The organism is Kribbella sp. NPDC051952 (assembly GCF_040680855.1).
GTDB lineage: Bacteria > Actinomycetota > Actinomycetes > Propionibacteriales > Kribbellaceae > Kribbella.
In genome coordinates this window covers 183,070-203,471 of record NZ_JBFAXQ010000016.1, presented here as the reverse complement: position 1 = coordinate 203,471, position 20,402 = coordinate 183,070, and the positions used below count along the sequence as shown (strand labels likewise).

The following is a 20,402-nucleotide window of genomic DNA, read 5'->3' as shown; positions in this document are numbered from 1 at the left end:
TTTCCCGCGGCAACTTTTTCGCCAAACTTTTTTCATGGTCGTCCCTTCTTTTTTTGTTTTTGTGGTTGCCGGTTTCGGCCGCCTCGTTGGCGGCCACGACCAGACGGGTCAGTTCGAGTGCGCGCTCGATGTTCTCGTCCGCGCGGGTGCCGTTGGTGATGTGGTCGACCCACTGACCGAACGGGTCCAGGATGTGCTCGGGCACCGGCGTCTGCTCGCCGTTCACCGTCAGCAGGTTGCCCTCGTCGGTGTAGGTCAGCGTGCCCTCGGTCCCGAAGAGCTCGATCGTGAACGGGTTCCGGCTGGCGAAGCCCGCCTCGATCACGCCGATCTTCTGGTCGCCGTACCCGACCACCACGACAGCGTTGTCTTCGAGGCCGCGCTCGGCGATCGACCGGTACGTCGCGCTGACCGTGTCGGGCTGCGAGCCGAGGAAGAGCTGGGTCAGGTAGACCGGGTGGCAACCGAGGTCTGTCAACGCGCCACCGATGGCGGTCGCCGGCTCGAAGAACCGCTGCGGCAGCCAGCCCTCGACACCGTCGCGCGGAATCGCGCCGTCGTGCGAGAGCCGGACCCGGCCGTAGGTGAGCGTCCCCAGCGTGCCATCGTCGATCACCTGGCGGATGGCCTGGGTGTAGCCGTGCGACAGCCGCGGCAGCGAGACCGTCAGCTTGACGCCGGCCTCGTCGGTCGCGGCGATGATCTCCTCCGCCTCGGCGACCGTCGGCGCGAGCACCTTCTCGGTGAAGATGTGCTTCCCGGCCTGGGCTGCCTTCAGCATGATGTCGCGGTGCACGTTCGTGGGCGTGGTGATCACGACACCGTCGAGGTCGTCGCGGGCCAGCAGCGCGTCGAGATCGGCGGTGAACTCCACGCCGAACTGGTCGGCACCGCCCTGGCCGCGCTCGGCGTCGTCGTCCCAGACGGCGACGAGCTCGGTGCCGGGATGCGCTTGCGCCTGCCGCGAGTAGTCCCCCGCGTGCACGTGCCAGAAACTCAGGGTCGCGATCTTGAGCGGATTGGACACAGTGGTCCTCCTACTGGGTCGGAAACGTTTCGGACTGACTCGCGGCACACCACGGTACAACGTTGTCATCGGGTTGAGGAGGGGTCCGGCGCGCCTCTCTCGCGCGGTGAGATCGGGACGTACGACGGACGCCTATAGTTATTCAGGACTCCATCAATAACCTCGAGGGGCCGCGATGATCGACGAGCCGACCGGTGGCGATCTGTCCCGGCTGCGGCAGCTCAACGCGGCGACCGTGCTGCGGGTCCTGCGGGCCGATCAGCCGCTCACGCTGACGGAGTTGTCGCGTCGGGCCGGCCTGTCCCGCGCCTCGACCGAGGACGTGGCGCGCGACCTGCTCGGGCGCGGCTGGGTGACCGAGGTGGCGCCGGCCGCGGGCACCGTCGGGCGACCGGCCAGGCGCTACCGGTTCCACGCCGAGGCAGGCCGGTTGCTCGGGGTCGACATCGGCGGGCACAAGGTCCTTGCCTTGGTCACCGATCTCGAGGGTGAGGTGCTGCACCAGGCCCGGATCGCGGTCGCGCCCGAGCTCGGGCGGCGCGAGCGGCTCGCCGTACTCGACAAATGTGTGGCTGACGCACTGGCCGGCGCCGGGGTCGAGCGCAGCCAGATCTGGTCGACCGGTGTCGCGACGACCGGGCTCGTCGACGGGACCGGGAAGGTGATGCTGTCCGATTCGCTGCCCGAGTGGACCGGGGTCGACCTGGCCGCACACCTACGCCGGCTCGTTCCGGGGCCGGTCCGGGTGGAGAACGACTGCAAGCTCGCCGCGCTCGCGGAGAGCTGGCGCGGGGTCGCTCGCTATGCCAAGGACGTGGTGTTCCTGCTGGCGGGCCTGCGGACCGGCGCCGGGTTGATCATCGACGGGAAGCTGCATCGCGGTTTCGCCAACTGGTCGGGCGAGATCGGCGCCCTGCCTGCCGCGGGCTGGCTCCGCGCGCCGGAACACCTCCGCAACTGGTTGGGGGCCGACGACTCGGGGGACGACGTCGAGCGGGTGTTTCTGGCGGCGCGGGACGGGGATCGGGAGGCGATGCGCGCGGTCCGGGGATACGTCCGGGACATCGCGGTCGGCGCCTCGGCTCTGGTGCTCACGCTCGACCCGGAGGTCGTCGTCATCGGTGGCGGCTTCTCCCGGTCGGCCGACGTACTGGTCGAGCCGCTTCGGCGTGAGCTGGACCGGTGGTGTCTGCGCACTCCGGAGATCCGGGTCTCGGCGTTCGCGGACCTCGGCGTCGCGCTCGGCGCCGTCCGGTTGGCGCTCGAACAGGTCGAGTCGACCGTCTACAACGGGCTGAAGCCTTGACATAGTTTCCCAGGACTCCATGATTATTCCATCGCCCGCCCAGCGAGAGGATCCATCATGCGTCCGCCATCGCACCCCCTTCGGCTCTTGATCGGCATCGTCACCGGCAGCGTGCTCGCTGCCCTTGCGGTCGTCCTGCCCGCCCAAGCCACCATCAGCGGTACGTCGGCCACCAACACCGCGACCACGGTCACCTATCGCTTCTCCTACACCGGATCGCCACAGTTCCTCCGCGCGTACGTCGACACCGACCGCAACGCCTCCACCGGCTTCGCCCAGGGCGGCACGGGTGCCGATTACCTGCTCGAGAACGGCAGCCTCTACCAACACACGGGCACCGGCTGGAGCTGGACGCTCGTACGCACAGTGACCTTCTCCAGTACGGGCGGAGTCGCGCAGTGGACTGTGAACCGTGCCGATCTCGGCGAGACCGCGTCCCCGAATGACGCCGACCTGATCTTCCAGGTCGAGGCTCCCCTGGAGACGTCGAGCAAGTACACCCACGTCTACAGCGGCGGCGGATCCTCGGGCACCGTGACCTACACCGCGGCCACGGACAACTTCGCCAACCCGGAGCGCGGTTTCTACCACCACACGGGCGACTGCGACAAGACCGACTTCTCCCAGAGCACTCTGCAGGGCTACCGCACCAGCCAGGGCATCTCGCTGGTGATGTGCGTGTTCTACCTGGCCGAGTACAAGAACAGCCCGATCGCACAGGCCGCCCTCGACCAGTTGCAGCAGCAGATCAACACCGTCCGGGCGGCCGGGCTGAAGATGGTCCTGCGGTTCGCCTATACGACGTCGACCGCCGGAGACGACGCGCCCAAGGACCGGATCCTGGCTCATCTCGACCAATTGGCGCCGTACCTGAACTCCGGCAAGGACGTCATCGCGGTCGTGCAGACCGGGCTGATCGGCGCCTGGGGCGAGTGGTACTACACGCAGAACTTCGGCAACGCCGGCACGGTCAGCGCGACCGACTGGGCCAACCGCAAGGCCGTCACCGACAAGCTCCTCAGCGTGCTCCCGTCCAACCGGATGGTTCAGCTGCGTACGCCGAAGTTCAAGCGGACCATGTACTCGACCACACCGGTGCAGTCCGCAAGCGCGTACAACGGCTCGGCGCTGTCCCGGATCGGTCACCACAACGACTGCTTCCTCGCCAGCCCCGACGACTTCGGCACCTACGAGAACACCGCGGTCGAATACCCGTACCTGCAGGCCGACACGACGTACGTCGCCATGGGCGGCGAGACCTGTGGATCCAACCCACCGCGGTCCAGCTGCCCGACGGCCACCTCCGAGCTCGCGCAGTTCCACTGGTCGTTCCTGAACACCGACTACGAGCCGACCGTGCTGAACTCCTGGAGCACGGGTGGCTGCCTGGCCGACGTCAGCAAGAACCTCGGCTACCGCTTCCGGCTGGAGACCGGGACCTACCCGTCGACCGCCTCCCCCGGCGGCAGCCTGCCGGTGTCGATCGCGGTACATAACGACGGTTATGCAACTCCGTTCAACCCACGCAACCTCGAGCTGGTCCTGCGGAACACCTCGACCGGCACGAACTACAAGCTCACCCTGAACTCCGACCCGCGACGCTGGACCGCCGGCGCGACCACCACGGTTGCGCAGACGCTGACCCTGCCCGCGAACCTTCCGGCCGGTTCCTACTCCCTGCTGCTCAACCTGCCGGATCCACTTCTGTCCACTCGCCCCGAGTACTCGATCCGCCTGGCCAACCAGGGCACCTGGGACGCGGCGACCGGGATGAACTCGCTCCTGCACACGATCACCGTCAGCTAGTCCCCCGCCAGCTACTGCTAGGAGACAACCATGAGACGGCTTGCCGCAGGCATCGCCGCGATCGGCCTGCTCGTGCCGGTGCTACCGGCCCAGGCAGCGATGACTCACCACGACCCGCCGACGACAACTCGCACCTACGCGCCGACCGACGAGGTCATCAGCAACCAGGAGCGCGGTTTCTACCACCACGAAGAGACGCATTTCCGGGCCGACGGCAGCGGTTACGTGCCACTCGACCTGACCACCCTGCGGAACTACCGGACGCAGGAACACATCACCCAGATCCTCCGCCTGTTCTATCTGGAGAAGTTCTCCAAGCAGGACGTGATCGACAAGCACTACCTCGACCTGATGCAGGCCGACTTCAACACCGCGCGGGCCGCCGGCGTGAAGATGATCGTCCGGTTCGCCTACGCACTGCCGGGCGACGGCTGGCCGCCGCCAACGCCGTACGGCGACGCGCCGGTCGCGCGGGTCGTCAAGCAGATCAAGCAACTGACGCCGATCCTGCGGAAGAACGCCGACATGATCGCTGTCGTCCAGTCCGGCTTCGTCGGCCTCTGGGGTGAGGGCTACTACACCGACTACTTCTCCGACCCCGCGGACCCGAGCCAGGTCTCGGACCAGAACTGGGCCGACCGCAAGGCCGTTATCGACGCGCTGCTGAAGGCGCTGCCGAAGGACAAGATGGTCCAGGTGCGGACGCCGTACATGAAGCAACGCATGTACGGCGTGCCGACCGGCACCGCGGGCGGGCTCACCGCCAGGCAGGCCTACAACGGCTCGGCCGTGGCGCGGATCGGGCAGCACAACGACTGCTTCCTGGCCAGCCCGGACGACTTCGGCACGTATCTGAGTGACCCGATCGAGCTGGACAAGGACTTCGTTGCCCAGGACACCAATTACGTGCCGGAGGGCGGCGAGACCTGCGGCGTGAACGCGCCCCGCTCGGAGTGGCCGTCGGCGTCGGCCGAGATGGCCCGGCTGCACTTCTCCTTCCTGAACATCGAGTACCACCCGGACGTGCTGGCGAGCTGGGGTGACAACCTCACCATCGCCAAGCAGAAGCTCGGCTACCGGTTCGCGCTGACCCAGTCCACGGTGAGCCAGTCACACGGCAAGGTCCAGGTCGGCGTGAAGATCCGGAACGACGGGTGGGCAGCGCCGTACAACCCGCGGCAGGTTCAGCTGGTCTTCCAGAACTCCAGGCACACCTATCGCGTCGATGTGCCGGCCGATCCGCGTCGCTGGGGCGCCGGTCAGACGGTGAGCCTGAACTGGAGCGTCAAGCTGCCCAAGGGCAAGTACCAGGTCCTGCTGAACATCGCTGACCCGAAGCTGCAGTCCCAGGCTCACCTGCCAGGCTCCGCCGAGACCTACAACTCGGTCTATGCGGTCCGCCTGGCCAACACCGGAACCTGGCAACCCTCCACCGGCTACAACGACCTCCAGCAGACGGTGACTATCCGATAGGCGCCCAAGGTGGCGATGTGGTCCACGCTCGTCCAGGTGAGAACCTTGGCCGAGCGTGGGCCGGATGACCTGAAGGTGACAGCAGTCGGTGCGCGACCCGGCGGGCTGGTTGACTACCGAAATGTCCACGGGCGAACTGACGGCGGAGATCGTCACGGGGGTGTTCGCGGAGCTCACAAAGCTCCACGAAGCCGACCAGCTGACAGGGACCGCGCTGCGCGACCCCGGGTTCGACCGGCGGTTCCGGACCGAACGGGTCGCTGAGCTCGACGCGGAGATCGCCGCCGTACTGCACGTCCGCGACTGGTGCATGGATCCGGTTCATCAGAAGGAGCTGAAGAAGGCGCTGCACAGCAAGCGCTGGGTCATGCCAGACGCGGAGGTCAGTTGGTTCCTGCTGAAGCTCGCGCAGCGGCTCCACGATCCGGTCCGTGAGCGCGCCACCTTGTCCGGTCGCCGGCCACAGGCCACCGCTTCACTCGCCGAGCTCCAGCAGACGCTCTCCGAGTACGGCCTCGTCTACGAGAGCACTCAGCTGTACATGCACCGTCTGGTGGTCCTGCCGCACTACTCGGGATCCCACAAACGCTTCGTGCGCGGGAACATCAGGCTGTTGGGCGGCCGGAAGCAGGTCGAGGACATCCTGCAGCGGCTCGCCGACAAGCTCTGGGCGTTGCTCGCCGAGACCAACTGGCAGGATGCCGGACCGGCCCAGCTCCCGGCCGGGGACAAGGCGTTCGGGCAGGAATGGGGCAAGTCGTCCTCCACCATGCTTGCCCGGCGCCACGAGTTGGTGCGGCTCGGGGTCGGCGAGCACCGCAGGCTCACCGTCGATGCCGACGGTGAGGTCCGGTACGAGCCGCTCTGACCGCGTCAGGTGCGGGCGTCGTGGGGGATGCCGGCGGCCGCGTAGGCGTCGGCTTCGTCGAGGGTTTCGTGCAGGAGGAGTTGTTCGGCGAGGGAGTCGAGGCGGGTCCGGTTCTCGCGGAGAAGGCGGCGGGCTTCGGCGTAGCACTCCTCGATCAGGCGGCGGATCTCCTCGTCGACGGTGTTGAGGAGCTCGTCGGAGACTCCGGCCGTACGAGCGTCGCCCTCGGACGGGAGGACGGAGACCGGGCCGACCGCCTCGGACATGCCCCAGCGACCGACCATCGAACGAGCGATCCGGGTCGCGGTCTCCAAGTCGCTCTCGGCGCCCGTGGTGACGACACCGAGGACCTCTTGCTCGGCTGCCATTCCGCCGAGGGCCCCGATGATTCGGCCGCGCAGGTAGTTCACGTCGTACCCGTAGCGATCCATCTCGGGAGTGGAGAGCGTGACACCGAGCGCCCGGCCGCGCGGGATGATCGACACCTTGCGGACCGGGTCGGCGCCGACCTGGACCATGCCGAGGACCGCGTGACCGCCTTCGTGGTACGCCGTACGACGTCTCTCCTCCGCGGGCATCACCACGTTGCGCGCCGTACCGAGCTGGATCTTCTCCAGCGCGTCGGTCAGGTCCCGCTGGACGATCTCGAGCCGTCCCTGCCGGGCAGCGGTCAGCGCGGCCTCGTTCAGCAGGTTGGCGAGGTCGGCGCCGGTCATCCCGGGCGTGGATCTGGCCAGGGCGCCCAGGTCGGTGTCCGTGGCGAGTGGCTTGCCGCGGGCATGGACGCGAAGGATCTCCTCGCGACCCTTCTGGTCCGGCGCATTCACCGTGATCGTGCGGTCGAAGCGGCCCGGCCGGAGCAGCGCCGGATCGAGCACGTCGGCACGGTTCGTCGCCGCGAGCGTGACGACGCCTTCGGACCCGGAGAACCCGTCCATCTCGGTGAGGATCTGGTTCAGCGTCTGCTCACCCTCGTCGTGACCGCCGATCGAGCGAGCCCCACCGCGGGCGCGGCCGATCGTGTCGATCTCGTCGATGAAGATGATCGCGGGCGCGACCTTGCGCGCCTCGCCGAACAGCTCCCGGACCCGGCTCGCACCGACCCCGACGATCATCTCGATGAACTCCGACGCGCTGGCGGAGAAGAACGGTACGCCGGCCTCCCCCGCAGTCGCCCTGGCCAGCAAGGTCTTGCCCGTCCCCGGCGCGCCGGACAGCAACACGCCCTTGGGCGCCCGCGCACCAACCCGGCGGTATTTCTCGGGATCCTTCAGGTAGTCGACGACTTCCTCGATCTCGGCCTCGACCTCATCGATCCCCGCGACGTCCGCGAAGGTCACCCGGACCGACGTGGGGTCGACCGGCTTCTTCTGCCGGCCGCCGCCACCGAGCAGACCGCCGAGTCCGCCACCGGCCGCCCGCTGGCGCCGGAACAGCCAGATGTAGAAGCCGACCAGCAGCAGGATCGGCGCGAACGAGATCAGCAGGTTCCACAGCACGCCACGCTGCTGGGTCACCGGCGTCGCCCGGACCGTGGCGCCGCTCTTCTGCAGAGCGCCGTACAGGTCGTCGTTCGCGAACGTCGGTCGCTCGGTGGTGAACTTCGTGTACGTCGAGTCACTCTTGCCGGGGACCGGGGTGGCGTTCTTCAACCGGCCCTCGATGGTGTCGCCGCGGGAGAAGACTTCGGCGACGTTCATCTTCTGCACCTGCGCGGTGAAGTCGGTGTAGGCGATGGTCTGTTCGCTGCCGGACATCTGGTCCTGCATCGTGGTCACCAGGAACAGCAGCAGGTATCCGCCGACGATCCAGGCCACCCACCGCCACCACCGCGGCCTTCGCGGCTTGTCCCCGTCGTCATGCCCGGCCGGCAGCCCCTCGGTCCGCCACGGCTTGTGCGGATGCCGCCGCACATCATCGGGCCGCTCGTCCCGCTCCGAGCTGGACTGATCCTGCGGCGGCGGTTGATCCTTGTCGCTCATATTCGGCTCCGCTGGCTGACCCACCCGCTGAACACACGGCCTGAGCCAAACATACGACTAGATCGTCACGACCAGACGACCTGAGGTGGTACCGCTGGACTGCCGGTGCCACGCGGTCGCGATGTCGGCGAGCGCGACCGTCTCGTACGCGACCTTGATCGCACCGGTCGCCGCGTGCTCCAGTACGGCGGTCAGCGCGTCGCGACGCTGGTCCGGGGTGATGGCGTTGTTGGTGTAGCCGAGGATGCTCGCCGTACGACTGCGCAGGATGGCCGAGGAGAACGTTGCCTCGTCACCAGAAGCTCCACCGAGGTTGACCAGCCGACCGCCGTCGGCCAGTGCGGCCGCCGCAGCGGTCGCGGCCGCTCCGAAGACCGGATCGATCACCACGTCGAAACGTGCATCACCGAACCCCTCGTCCACACCGACCACCTCATCGGCCCCCGCCGCCAGAGCTCTGGCGGTGTCCGAGCGGACCATCGCGACAACCCGCTGAGCACCAAGAACCCGAGCAGCCCCGATCGCGGCCTGCCCGACCGCGCCACCGCCGCCGAGCACGAGGACCCGCTCCCCCGGCTTGAGCTGAGCCCGCCAAGTCAGCGCCATCCAAGCCGCCACCCCCGACAATCCGATCGCAGCCACCTGCGCATCTGGCACCGCCGTATCCAGCACGATCAGATCGCCATCGGGAACGACGGACCTCTCCGCCAGGCTGCCGTCCCCCGCAGCCATGCCGGCCGAGGTCGCGAAGAACACCTTCGTCCCCGGCGCCACCGCATCCGACTGCTCGACCACGCCGACCCCTTGAACGCCTGGTACATAAGGGAGTTGCGGCTGACCGAAGTACGACGTACCGGACGCACAGAGCAGGTCGAGTGGCACGACCGGTGCAGCGGTGACGCGGACGATGGACTGGCCGTCCGCTGCGACGGGGTCGGGGTGTTCGCCGTGGGACGGCGGTTCGCCGTGGGTGTGCAGGACTGCTGCTCGCATCCCGGCCTCCTCAGGTGCTGACGTCGGGATAGGGCAAGGTGAGGTGCTGCAACGCCCGGCCGTACGCCTTCTGGTACTCGAGCGGCCCGTGGTCACGCTCGAACAATGCGATGAACAGCGTGAGCGTGAGGAACGGATGCGCGCCCAGCTCGAAGAGCGCGACGTGGTCGTGCTCGCTCAGGGCACGACGCTCCTCGTCGGTGAAAGCGAGCCAGGTCGACTTCTCCTGAACCGTGCAGTTGAGGAGCTCGTTGGCCCGCTCCGATTCCCACCAGGTCACGGTGCCGACCGCGTCCTCGCGATACCGCTCGACCAGCTCCGGATCACGGTCGACCGTGTAGAGGAACTTGTTCAGCAGGTACTTACTCATGCCGGCACTCCGTTCGGGTACCAGGTGAAGTACGCCTCCATGGTGTGGAAGAGGTCGAGCGAGTCGACGTGATCGGCCTTCGCGCCGGCGCCGGCCGCTCCCATCATCAGCATGAAGTCCATGAACCCGTGGGTCGCATTACCCGGCAGGTGCAGGCTGTCCAGCGTCACCTCGGCCAGGCAACCGTCGAGGTCACCGCTCGCGATCCACTCCACCGCCTTGCGATCGAACTCCGGATCCGGCCCGTGCTCGCCGAACTGTCGCGGCCCACCCAGTTCGAGCGACAGGTGACCGGTGCCGATGATCGCCACCCGCGCATCGATCGGCCATGACTCGACCAGCTGCCGGATGGTCCGGCCGAGCTCGACGAACCGGCCCGGCCGGGGCAGCGGTGGCGCGAAGATGTTCGTGTAGATCGGCACGATCGGCAGATCTGCCTCGGGCCGGAGCGTGATGATCGGGCAGGTGATGCTGTGGTCGATCCGCAGTTCGTTGCTGAAGGCAAGATCGAAGCCGGCGTCCAGGCCGTTGCGCAGGATGTGCTCGGACAGCCGCTCCTCCCCGGCCAGCGTCATCCGCGGCAGCCCGAACTCGCGCTCCTCGTTGTACCAGTTCGCATCGAAGTACGGCGCCTTGCCGACCAGGAACTGCGGCATGTTGTCCAGCCAGAGCTGATGGAAGTGGTCGCTGCCGACCATCACCAGGATGTCCGGCCGGGCCTTGGTCAGGGTCTCCCGGAACGCCTCGATCTTCGCGACCCACTCGTCGGCGAACGGCGGCCGGTCGTCGCCGGTCGCCGTACTGGCGCGGTAGTAGAACGGATGATGCGTCGAGGCGATGACCGCGGCGACAGTGGCCATGTAGTGCTCCTCTCAACTCGGGTCGACGCTCGGGTCGACGTAGACCGCGTCGCGGTCGACGGTGAGATAGACGTCCATACCGATCGGTCGGCGGCGCTCCTCGGCCAGCTGACCGAGCAGCCCGGCAGCCCTTGCCAGTAAGGCGAATCCGCGCAACAGCTCGACCGGCAACCCGAGGTCGGCGAGCGCGGCACCGCAGACTCCGGCGCCGTTCAGCGGCAGCTTCCGGCCGAGCACCTGCTCGTGCGTTCGTCCGATCGCTTGGAACAACTGCAGGTGCGGACCCAGCAGTCCTTCGTCGGCGGCGATCCCAATCAGCACCGGCGTACGCGGATCCTCGACCTTGTGCACCGGATGCCCGAGTCCCGGCACGTACTTCCCCGCTGCCCGGGTCGCGGTGACCACCTCGAGCGCGAGCGCGTCCCACCCTGCGTCATCGGTGGGCGGTTCCAGTCCTTCGAGAGCCTCGTGCAGATACATCCCGCAGTCCTCGGTCACGCCGAGGAAGCGCGATCCCCCGCCGAGCAACCCGGCCGCCAACGCGCCTTGCAGGGAGTCAGGTGCGGACAGATAGGTGAGCCGGGCCGCGATGGCGGTAGGGGTGAAGCCGTGGTCGGCGAGTGCGACCAGGACGGCCTCGAAGACCCGGGTCTCCGACGGTGTCGGCCGACGCATCGCGACCAGCCAGAACGCGAGCTCACCGAATCCGACCTTGCCCATCAGGTCGGCCGTGAGGTCCTGTCCCAACAGCCGGATCTCGTCGGCTGACGACGTACCCAAGGAGGTTGGAAAGCTCATGTCGTCAGCCACTTCCGTAGTTCGGCGCCGTGCTCGTCCAGGTCCGGCGGCGGCAGCCGGTACGACGCCGCGCTGTCGGAGAACGCGATCGGGTTCCGGATGGTCGGGATCGACCCGACCGTGACGACCGGGTCCAGGCCGATGTCCTCGGCGAACGCCACGCCACCGTCGATCGTGTTGATCGGACCGCAGGGCACGCCCGCGGCGATGATGTCGCCGAACCACTCCATCCGGGTCCTGGTGCCCAACCGCTCCACCAGCAGCGGCCGCAGCTCGTCACGATTGGCGGTCCGCTTCTCGTTCCGGTCGAACCGCGGGTCGTCGGCCAGCTCCGGTACGCCGAGCACCTCGGTCAATCGGCGGAACTGGTTGTTGTTCCCGGCCGTGATGATCAGATCCCCGTCGGAACACGGCAACGGCTCGTACGGGAACAGGCTCGGATGGCTGTTCCCCATCCGCATCGGTACGACGCCGCCCGCGACGTACGCGCTCGACTGGTTGACCAGCCCGGACAGCGCCGACGACATCAGGTTCACCTCGACGTGCTGACCCCGGCCGGTCTCGTGCCGGGCGTTCAGCGCGGACAGTACGCCGATGGTTGCGTGCAGGCCGGCCATCACATCGAAGACCGAGATACCGGCCCGGAACGGTTCACCGTCGGGGTCACCGGTCAGACTCATCAGCCCGGAGATCGCCTGCACGATCAGGTCGTATCCCGGCAGCTCGGCGCCTTTCGGGCCGGAGCCGAAGCCGCTGATCGACGCGTAGATCAGCTTCGGGTTGCCCTCGGCAACGGTCTCGTAGTCCAGCCCGAACCGGGCCAGTCCGCCAGGCTTGAAGTTCTCCAGCATCACATCCGCGCGCCGGACCAGCTCCTGCGCGGCGGCCCGGTCGTCCGCGTCCTTGAGATCGAGCGCGATCGACCGCTTGTTCCGGTTCACCGCGAGGTAGTACGTCGAGATCCCGTCGCGGACCGGTGGTTGCCAGGACCGGGTGTCGTCGCCGCCGGGAGCCTCGACCTTCACCACGTCGGCGCCGAGATCGGCCAGCAGCATGGTCGCGTACGGCCCGGCCAGGATCCGGGAGAAGTCGGCCACCAGCAGCCCGGAGAGCGGACCCGTCACACGACCTCCCAGCACTATTCCGGACAGCTGTCCGGACGGTTGGATCGCCTCAGTCTCCGACCGTCGCCACCCGCCTGTCAACCACCCGGTCGACCCCTTGACACTCCGCGCGCACGCTCAGATAGTGAGTATCACCGCCCCGATGACCGTCATACGGACGTATGTCCGGGCACTCTTCTGGAGGGGAACCATGACCACTGCCGAGGCGCCGCTGGCGGGCCGGCCGATCCTGCTGCGCGGCGGCACCGTGCTGACCATGGACGACAACCACACGATCGTCACCGACGGAGATGTTCTGATTGCCGACAATCAGATCGCGGCCGTCGGTCCGGGGCTCGACGTCCCCGAGAACACCCAGGTGATCGACGCGTCCGGCGGCATCGTCATGCCCGGCATGATCGACACCCATCGGCACATGTGGCAGACCGCGATGCGCGCGTACGGCGCCGACTGGACGCTGACGCAGTACTTCGTCTGGTACTACCTCGAGCACGGCAAGATCTTCCGCCCCGAGGACATCCACGCCGGCAACCTGACCTCGGCCTGGGAGTCCCTCGAAGCCGGTGTCACGACCACGGTCGACTGGTCCCACGGGCTGCAGAGCGTGGATCATGCGGAGGCTGCCGTCGATGCGCTCCGCGCCGTACCCGGGCGGTTTGTTCTTGCCTACGGCAACATTCAGGCGGGGCCGTGGGAGTGGTCCGCCGATGCGGCGGTCCGGGCGTTCCTGGAGCGGCTGCGGGACGACGACGAGATCGGGTTGCAGCTCGCCTTCGACGTCACCGGGGACCCGGCCTTCCCGGAGCGCGGCGCGTTCGAAGTGGCGCGGGAGCTCGGGCTCGGCGTGACTACGCATGCCGGCGTCTGGGGCGCGACCAACGACGACGGCATCCGGCTGATGCACGAGAACGGCTTCATGACACCGCAGAACATCTACGTGCACGCGGCCACCTTGAACACCGACTCCTACCAGCGGATCGCGGCGACCGGTGGGTCGATCTCGGTCTCGACCGAATCCGAGCAGAGCGCCGGTCAGGGCTACCCACCCACCTGGCAGGTGCGCCGGCACGACATACCGGTCTCGCTGTCGATGGACACCAGCGTGTGGTGGAGCGGCGATCTCTTCAGCGCGATGCGTACGACGCTGGGCGCCGACCGGGCTCGTGAACACCTCGAGGCGCATATGAAGGGCGACACCGTGACGCACAGCCATCTGCGTGCCGAGCACGTCGTCGACTGGGCCACCCGCGGTGGTGCGAAGGCACTCGGCCGGGACGACCTCGGCAGTCTCGAGGTCGGGAAGAAGGCGGACGTCGTACTGCTCAAGAACGACTCCTCCCCCGTGTCGTTCCCGCTCGTCAATCCCTACGGGCACGTGGCGTTCCAGGCGCAGCGTGGGGACGTGCACACGGTGATCGTGGACGGCAAGGTGGTGAAGTTCGCCAACCAACTGGTCGGTTGTGATCTGGCCGCGGTCCGGAGCGAGGTCGAGTCGACGGTCGATTTCCTGCGCTCGTCACTCGGTGCGGAGGCGTGGGCGAGTGGGATGAACCCGGAGTTGCCGAAGGGCGAGGTGCTCGACAACCCGTACCAGTACACGGAGTACAAGTCCGACTCGACGCGGGAGGCGCGCGGCACCATCTTCGGGGATCCCGGATCCGAGACGTCGTAGGCTCGGGCGGTACGTCGTACGCCGGTTGGAGGCAGGCACTGATGGCAGGACGGGGCTCGGGCCCGGATTTCGTCGAATCTCTGGCTCGTGGGCTGGATGTGCTTGCCTGCTTCGACGCCGACCACCGGACGATGTCGCTCAGTGAGGTGGCGACCGCGGCCGGGCTGGCGCGGCCGACCGCGCGGCGGTTGCTACTGACGCTGGCCGAGCTCGGGTTCGTCCGTGGGGTCGAGGGCTCCTACCAGCTCACGCCGAAGGTGCTGACGCTCGGCATGGCGTACGTCGGTTCGCTCGGGCTGTGGGACATCGCGAAACCGCATCTCGCCGAACTCGTCGCGCGGACGGGCGAATCGTCGTCGATGGCGCAGCTCGACGGGTCCGACATCGTGTACGTCGCGCGAGTATCGGTACCGAAGATCATTGCGCTCCGCGTCGACATCGGCACCCGGTTCCCCGCGGCCCAAACCTCGCAGGGGAAGGTCCTGCTCGCGGCCCTCTCCCCCGACGATCTGGCCGACGTCCTCGCCCAGCCGAGCCGCGCCGGACTTCCGCCGTACATTGGCCGTACGGCGGACCAGCTCCGCGACGAGCTCACCGAGATCCGGGCCCGCGGCTGGGCGCTGGCCGACGAGGAACTGGCCCCTGGAGTTCGGTCGGTAGCGGCCCCCGTCCGCGACGGCACCGGCACGGTCCGAGCCGCCATGAACGTCACCGTCCACGCCGCCGAAACCACCACCGACAAGCTCCTCCAGGCTCACCTCCCCCTCCTCCTCCGCACCGCCGGCGACGTCAGCGCCGAATGGGCTCTCTGGCAGTCCCGCCCTCACCAAGAACTGGAAAGCTTCCACTCAGCGGAAGCGTGATGTCCGGCCGCGGCACCTCGTTCCTAGCGTCAACTCATGATGCTGCTGGCGCCCGAGGTGTGGTCCGGGAAGATTCTTGTAGAGAAGTGGACTTCTGGGGCGGCTGGTTCGCGGGCTGTGGTTGAGCCGGCGACCGGTGGGCAGCTTGGCGAGATCGGCATGGCGTCCACGGAAGACGTCGTACGCGCGTCTGCCCGGGCCGCAGCCGCCCAACGGGAGTGGGCCGTCGCGCCGCCCGCCGTCCGCGGTGCGGTTCTCCGTCGCGCCGGCGAACTCTTCGAGCAGTACGCCGAGGAGATCCAGGACTGGCTGATCCGCGAGGCCGGCTCGATCCGCCCGAAAGCCGGGCTGGAAACCGACATCGCGGCCGCAGAATGCTTCGAAGCATCCGGACTCCCGACCCACCCCATGGGCCAAGTCCTTCCCTCCGGAGAACCGCACTGGTCCTTCTCGCGCCGCCGCCCAGCCGGAGTCGTCTCGGTCATCGCGCCCTTCAACTTCCCGCTGATCCTCTCGATCCGCAGCGTCGCCCCGGCCCTGGCCCTCGGCAACGCCGTACTCCTCAAGCCCGACCCCAGGACCGCAGTCTCCGGTGGCGTAGTACTCGCCCGCATCTTCCAGGAAGCCGGCCTCCCCGACGGCCTGCTCTCACTCCTCCCCGGCGGACCGGATGTCGGCGAAGCCCTCGTCACCGCCCCAGAGGTGTCGATCGTCTCCTTCACCGGCTCCACCAGAGCAGGCCGAGCCGTCGGCCGAACCGCCTCAGAACACCTGAAGCGAGTCCACCTCGAACTAGGCGGCAACAACGCCCTCATCGTCCTCCCGGGCGCCGACCTACCGAAGGCCGCCAGCGCAGGCGCGTTCGGCTCGTTCAACCACCAAGGCCAGATCTGCATGACCACCGGCCGCCACCTGATCCACGAATCCCTGTACGACGACTACGTCGCACTCCTCGCCGACAAGGCCACCAACCTCCCGATCGGCAACCCTGCCAAGGAGAACGTCGCCCTAGGCCCGATCATCGATGCCGCCCAACGCGATCGCATCCACGACCTCGTCACCCGCACCGTCGAGGCCGGCGCAAACCTGTCTGCCGGCGGCCGCTTCGAGGACCTCTTCTACCGCCCGACCGTGCTCTCGGCCGTCACCCCGGACATGCCGGCGTACGCCGAGGAGGTCTTCGGCCCGGTAGCCCCGGTGCTGTCCTTCGGCTCGCTCGACGACGCGATCAAGCTGGCCGCGGATTCGCCATACGGCCTGTCGCTGGGGATTCTCGGCGATGTCGGCCTGGCCATGACGGTCGCCGACGCGGTCCCGGCCGGCATCGTCCACATCAACGAGCAGACTGTCGGCGACGAAGCGCAGGTCCCGTTCGGCGGCGTCCGTACCTCTGGCACCGGTTCACGCTTCGGCGGCGCCGAGGCCAACATCGAAGCGTTCACGGACACGCAATGGCTGACCGTCCGGCCAGACATCGCGCCGTACCCGTTCTAAGCAGACCCGTTCTACGGGGTGACCCATCCGGTCAGGATCGTGATCCCGGAGTCGACACTGCATACCAAACGGTATGGGACGGTCGGGACCGGCCGTAGTGCGAAGAACCCGAGCTCGTCGACCTGGGCCGAGGCCAGTTCACCGGCGTCGTCGCGAGCCGTGACCGTGCCGGTATCCGGCGGATCCAGCTGACCGAGCACCCCATCCGGAGTCAATTCGAGCTCGATCGTCCACCCGTCGGAAGCGAACGTCAGCGACCGAAGCGTCGCGCTCTCCGAGCGCACCAGCACCGGCTCGGGGACGTCCCAGTCCGAGTCGTAGGTGAGCGCCGCCAGTTCGGCGTCGATCGTGCGCCAGACGAAGGCGGCCTTGCCGGCCTCGACAAACGCCTGTGGCACCTCATCGCTCGTGGCCAGCGCGTCCCGCAACGCCTCGAGCAGCTCGTCGTCATTCCAATCGAGATCCATCACTCCGCTCACCTCCTCGTCTCATCGTCCGGTCCCCCGGCGACCAGCAAGGCCAGGGCGGGGGTACGGCGTAGTCGTTCCAGGCACCGGGCCCGGTTGGGTCCGATGCTCCCGATCGGCACCTGCAGGCGCCGGCTGATCTCGTCGTACGCCGTCGGTGGGTCCAGCGTGAGCAGTGCCAGCAACGCCTGGCAGCGCTGCGACAGCTCGCGGAACGCCGCCCGGATCGCGGCCCGGCGTTCGTACCGGAGCACTTCCTCCTCGGCGATCGCCTGCTCGACCACGTCGTTCGACTCGGCCGGGTCGATGGGTTCGATCCGGCTCGCCGCCCGCAGCAGCCGATAACACTCGCGCTGCGTCGTGGTGGCGATCCAGCCCGGCAGCGCCGCGGCTTCACGCAGGCCCGGCAGGTGTTCGATCAGCCGCAACCACACGCTCTGCCCGACGTCGTCGGCGTCAACCTGTGTCAATCGGTATCGACGGCACACGGACCAGACGAGTGGTGCGTACCGCTCCACCAATTCGTCCCAGGCATCCTTGTCGCCGTCTCTGGCCCGGGTGACCAGGTCGACGACAGTCGGGTCATCCCGCATGTCATCCCCCTTTCCTACCGGACCGCTCATCAGTACGGAGTCAGTACGGCCCGTTGTGATACATCGGTTCAAGCCCCCAGCGCGACGAACGACCTCCCAGCTGCCAGGGCCACGGGATCGTCCGCGGCCGCCGTCCGGGCCGCGGCGAACGCAGCGGCAAGCGATTGTCCAGCCTGAAGATTGTCGTGCAGCGCGGTCATCAACGGCACGGTCGCAGGATCGTTCACCGGTACGACGCTGGCCAGAATCCCGGCCGCCCCGAGCGGGATCAGGCTGCTGCTCAACCCGAGCAACTCGTCCGCCCCGACCGGCTTGGCCAGGCCGGAATCGCAGCTCGACAGCACCAGTTGGTACGGCGCCCGCCGCAACCGCTCGAAGTCGTACACGGTCAACGGACCGTCGTCGAGCCGCAGCGACGAGAACAGCGGGCTGTCCGACCGGAACGTGCCGTGCGCGGCGATGTGCGCGATCCACGCACCATCCAAGGCATGCAACACCTTCTCCGCGGTCGCGTCACCGTTCGCCAGCACCGTCGCGCCCGGATAACGCGCCGCCAGCCGAGTCACCTCGACCTTGCCCGCCGACAACCCCGGACCGAGCACCAGCACCACACGCCGATCGGACGGCGGCCGCAGCCGGCGCGCTCGCAACCAGGTCGCCGCCGACGGTACGACGTTCACCGGGCGGTCAGCCAGCGACGGCAGCAGTCCCCACGGCAACGCCTGCAACCGCCCCGGCGGGACCATCACCACCGGCCGATCACCGAGCAACTCCTGCGCCGGCCCGAGAATCGCCGCCCCCAATCGCGCGCCGAGCACCTCGAGCGACGGACCACGCTGCGACCGGCCATGGGCCAGCCACCGCAACCGGAACCGCGACCGCTCGACCTCAACCGCCGCCGTCGCAATCGGCCCAACCGTATGCCGGCTGATCACCCCGTCCCGGACCACAACCGCCTGCAGTACGTCGTCGACCTCGATCAACTCGACCAGCACCGTCTCGCCCAGTGCCCCGACCAGCTCGTCGACCTCGAACCGAGTCGTTGCCCCACGCAACGAAGCACCGTGTGCCCGCAGCGTCCGCTCCCGGACAGCCTTCTCCAGCCGGCGCCGCTCCTTCTCCAAAGCAGGGTCCGGCTGCGCATCAAGGCGCCGTACGACGTCTCGCAGGGCGGCGAGATCGCCGACCAACTGCTCGTCACCTGGCGGTCGCACCGGCGGAACAGTGAGCGCGGTCGCGCGCCAGCGTTCGCTCCAGGCCAGCAGGCTGCGCGCGTCGTCTCGCCGCAGCGCGTCGCGCAAAGCCAACTCGGCAAGCTCTGCGCCATGACCGGTCGCCAGCGCGCGGAGCTCGGTGGCACCCATCGTCAGCCGATGTTCGTCCAAGGCGTCGAGGCCGCGACCGCAAGCGGTCAACATGCCGCGCACATCGGCGCGGGCCTTTGAACGCAACGCCTTGCCGAGCCAGGCCGCGCTGCGAGCCAACGGCGGCGCGTCTTTGCTGCGCCGTCCGGCCAACTCCAGTTGGCGATCCGCCATCCGTGTCCGTCCATCGGCCAGCGCAAGCCGACCGGCGAGCAGATGCGCGGCCGATGCTTCGGAAGCACCAAGTGCATCGAGACGTCGCGCCACCTCACCCACTCGTCGCAGGAGCAGCGGACCCTTCTCGCCCGACTGATAACGCGCTTCCAGGTGCACCATCGACGACCGCACCGACCACCACTCGCGCCGTTGCGCGGAGAACAGCCGCCGAGCCCGATCCGCCCGCTCCCGCGCGGCCGGCAGATCACCGGTAGCCAGAGCCGCATGCGCCGACGCGAACCACACCTCACCGCGCTTCGTCGCCTGCGCACCTTCGGCTTCCATCCGGGCGATCGCCTGATCCATCTCGGCCGACGCCTCGGTGCTGAGCCCGGCAGCAAGCAGTACGCCGCAACGGTCGATCGCGAGGTCCGGCCACACCACACCGACCGCCGCGAAGCGCTTTCCGGCATCGTCCAGATATCCCAACGCTGCCGGCAGATCACCACGGGAGAACGCGACCAGACCACGGTTCTGCCGGGCTTCGGCGTACTCGAACTCCTGGCCGGTGGCGGCGTACAGGCGTTCGGCGACGGAGAAGTCGGCGTCCGCACGTTTGGTCCCACCGAGGGCGAGTTGGATGAAGCCGCGATAGTTCCGCGACCGCGCCTCCCAGACCTGATCGCCGGAACGACGCAACCGCGTGATCGCGGCCCGCAAGTCGTCCAACGCCTCGCGATGCCTGCCCAGTACGAGCAGTACGTCGGCACGCCGTACGAGCACGCGTCCGGTCAGGGCGCCGCGGCTGAGGTCGACGGCACGGTCGAGATTCGCCAAGCCCTCGCGGCTTCGACCCGCGCGACCAAGAGTGGCGCCGAGGGTTGCCAGTACGTCGGCCTCACGATCGGCCAGACCGCTGAGCTCGGCGAGCTGCAACGCACTGCGCAGTTCGCGGATCGCTGCCGGCACATCGCCGAGCTGGCGCACCGCGATGCCGATCGCCTGATGCGCCAGGGATGCCGCGGCGGCCGGCGGATCGGCGCGCAACAAAGCCTGCGCTGCCTCGATCGCGTCATGCGGCCTCGACAGTGCAAGCGGCAGCAAAGATTCTGCTGCGACACTCCCCCCGGCGGTCGGCACTCTGAAAGGATAACGGCCGAATGCTCCATTTCATTCGATTCCAGGG

At 68.1% G+C, this 20,402-nt stretch carries 17 protein-coding genes; 7 read left to right on the top strand and 10 right to left on the bottom strand.

Annotation, left to right across the window (positions count from 1 at the left end):
* On the bottom strand, nucleotides 1-1,027 hold a 1,027-nt coding region (locus tag AB0L70_RS27760; protein ID WP_363689148.1), incomplete at its 3' end, for a Gfo/Idh/MocA family oxidoreductase.
* A 175-nt stretch (nucleotides 1,028-1,202) separates the two neighbouring features.
* Between AB0L70_RS27760 and AB0L70_RS27755 the strand changes: the two genes are divergently transcribed.
* The 4 genes from AB0L70_RS27755 to AB0L70_RS27740 all read left to right on the top strand — a co-directional run bounded on the left by AB0L70_RS27755 (nucleotide 1,203) and on the right by AB0L70_RS27740 (nucleotide 6,480).
* A complete protein-coding gene (locus AB0L70_RS27755) occupies nucleotides 1,203-2,333 on the top strand; it encodes an ROK family transcriptional regulator (RefSeq protein ID WP_363689146.1) in 1,131 nt (376 codons plus the stop codon).
* 57 nt (nucleotides 2,334-2,390) lie between these two features.
* Nucleotides 2,391-4,139, top strand: coding sequence for a DUF4832 domain-containing protein (locus AB0L70_RS27750; RefSeq protein ID WP_363689144.1), 1,749 nt, complete (start codon nucleotides 2,391-2,393; stop codon nucleotides 4,137-4,139).
* A 30-nt stretch (nucleotides 4,140-4,169) separates the two neighbouring features.
* Nucleotides 4,170-5,612 (top strand): DUF4832 domain-containing protein, encoded by a 1,443-nt coding sequence (locus AB0L70_RS27745; protein WP_363689142.1) that lies wholly within the window; start codon nucleotides 4,170-4,172, stop codon nucleotides 5,610-5,612.
* Nucleotides 5,613-5,733: 121 nt separating this feature from the next.
* Nucleotides 5,734-6,480 carry a hypothetical protein gene (locus AB0L70_RS27740; protein WP_363689140.1) on the top strand — a complete coding sequence of 249 codons (747 nt, stop codon included), beginning with the start codon at nucleotides 5,734-5,736 and terminating at the stop codon, nucleotides 6,478-6,480.
* Between the two features lie 5 nt (nucleotides 6,481-6,485).
* Here AB0L70_RS27740 and ftsH read toward each other — a convergent pair whose 3' ends face one another.
* The 6 genes from ftsH to AB0L70_RS27710 are packed head-to-tail and all read right to left on the bottom strand — an operon-like array spanning nucleotide 6,486 to nucleotide 12,607.
* A complete protein-coding gene (gene ftsH / locus AB0L70_RS27735) occupies nucleotides 6,486-8,462 on the bottom strand; it encodes an ATP-dependent zinc metalloprotease FtsH (RefSeq protein WP_363689138.1) in 1,977 nt (658 codons plus the stop codon).
* Nucleotides 8,463-8,519: 57 nt separating this feature from the next.
* Nucleotides 8,520-9,455: a zinc-binding alcohol dehydrogenase family protein gene (locus tag AB0L70_RS27730; RefSeq protein ID WP_363689136.1), complete on the bottom strand. Its 936-nt coding sequence runs from the start codon at nucleotides 9,453-9,455 to the stop codon at nucleotides 8,520-8,522.
* A 10-nt stretch (nucleotides 9,456-9,465) separates the two neighbouring features.
* Entirely contained in the window at nucleotides 9,466-9,825 is a 360-nt protein-coding gene (locus tag AB0L70_RS27725) for a hypothetical protein (protein WP_363689134.1), read from the bottom strand.
* Nucleotides 9,822-10,685: a hypothetical protein gene (locus tag AB0L70_RS27720; protein WP_363689132.1), complete on the bottom strand. Its 864-nt coding sequence runs from the start codon at nucleotides 10,683-10,685 to the stop codon at nucleotides 9,822-9,824. The genes AB0L70_RS27725 and AB0L70_RS27720 overlap by 4 nt, the downstream gene beginning before the upstream one ends.
* A gap of 12 nt (nucleotides 10,686-10,697) precedes the next feature.
* Nucleotides 10,698-11,483, bottom strand: coding sequence for a citryl-CoA lyase (locus AB0L70_RS27715; RefSeq protein ID WP_363689130.1), 786 nt, complete (start codon nucleotides 11,481-11,483; stop codon nucleotides 10,698-10,700).
* On the bottom strand, nucleotides 11,480-12,607 hold the full coding sequence (locus AB0L70_RS27710) for a CoA transferase (protein ID WP_363689128.1): 1,128 nt from the start codon (nucleotides 12,605-12,607) through the stop codon (nucleotides 11,480-11,482). Before AB0L70_RS27710 ends, AB0L70_RS27715 begins: the two co-directional genes overlap by 4 nt.
* A 190-nt stretch (nucleotides 12,608-12,797) precedes the next feature.
* Between AB0L70_RS27710 and AB0L70_RS27705 the strand changes: the two genes are divergently transcribed.
* Genes AB0L70_RS27705 through AB0L70_RS27695 form a run of 3 tightly spaced genes read left to right on the top strand, consistent with a single transcriptional unit; the run spans nucleotide 12,798 to nucleotide 16,636 of the window.
* A complete protein-coding gene (locus AB0L70_RS27705) occupies nucleotides 12,798-14,279 on the top strand; it encodes an amidohydrolase family protein (RefSeq protein WP_363689126.1) in 1,482 nt (493 codons plus the stop codon).
* A 41-nt stretch (nucleotides 14,280-14,320) separates the two neighbouring features.
* Nucleotides 14,321-15,142: an IclR family transcriptional regulator C-terminal domain-containing protein gene (locus AB0L70_RS27700; protein WP_363689124.1), complete on the top strand. Its 822-nt coding sequence runs from the start codon at nucleotides 14,321-14,323 to the stop codon at nucleotides 15,140-15,142.
* 36 nt (nucleotides 15,143-15,178) lie between these two features.
* Entirely contained in the window at nucleotides 15,179-16,636 is a 1,458-nt protein-coding gene (locus AB0L70_RS27695) for a benzaldehyde dehydrogenase (protein ID WP_363689122.1), read from the top strand.
* Between the two features lie 11 nt (nucleotides 16,637-16,647).
* Here AB0L70_RS27695 and AB0L70_RS27690 read toward each other — a convergent pair whose 3' ends face one another.
* The 3 genes from AB0L70_RS27690 to AB0L70_RS27680 form a co-directional block, all read right to left on the bottom strand.
* Nucleotides 16,648-17,103: a hypothetical protein gene (locus AB0L70_RS27690; RefSeq protein ID WP_363689120.1), complete on the bottom strand. Its 456-nt coding sequence runs from the start codon at nucleotides 17,101-17,103 to the stop codon at nucleotides 16,648-16,650.
* Nucleotides 17,104-17,111: 8 nt separating this feature from the next.
* Nucleotides 17,112-17,696 (bottom strand): sigma-70 family RNA polymerase sigma factor, encoded by a 585-nt coding sequence (locus AB0L70_RS27685; protein ID WP_363689118.1) that lies wholly within the window; start codon nucleotides 17,694-17,696, stop codon nucleotides 17,112-17,114.
* A 68-nt stretch (nucleotides 17,697-17,764) separates the two neighbouring features.
* On the bottom strand, nucleotides 17,765-20,356 hold the full coding sequence (locus tag AB0L70_RS27680; RefSeq protein ID WP_363689116.1) for a CHAT domain-containing tetratricopeptide repeat protein: 2,592 nt from the start codon (nucleotides 20,354-20,356) through the stop codon (nucleotides 17,765-17,767).
* Nucleotides 20,357-20,402: the final 46 nt, after the last annotated feature.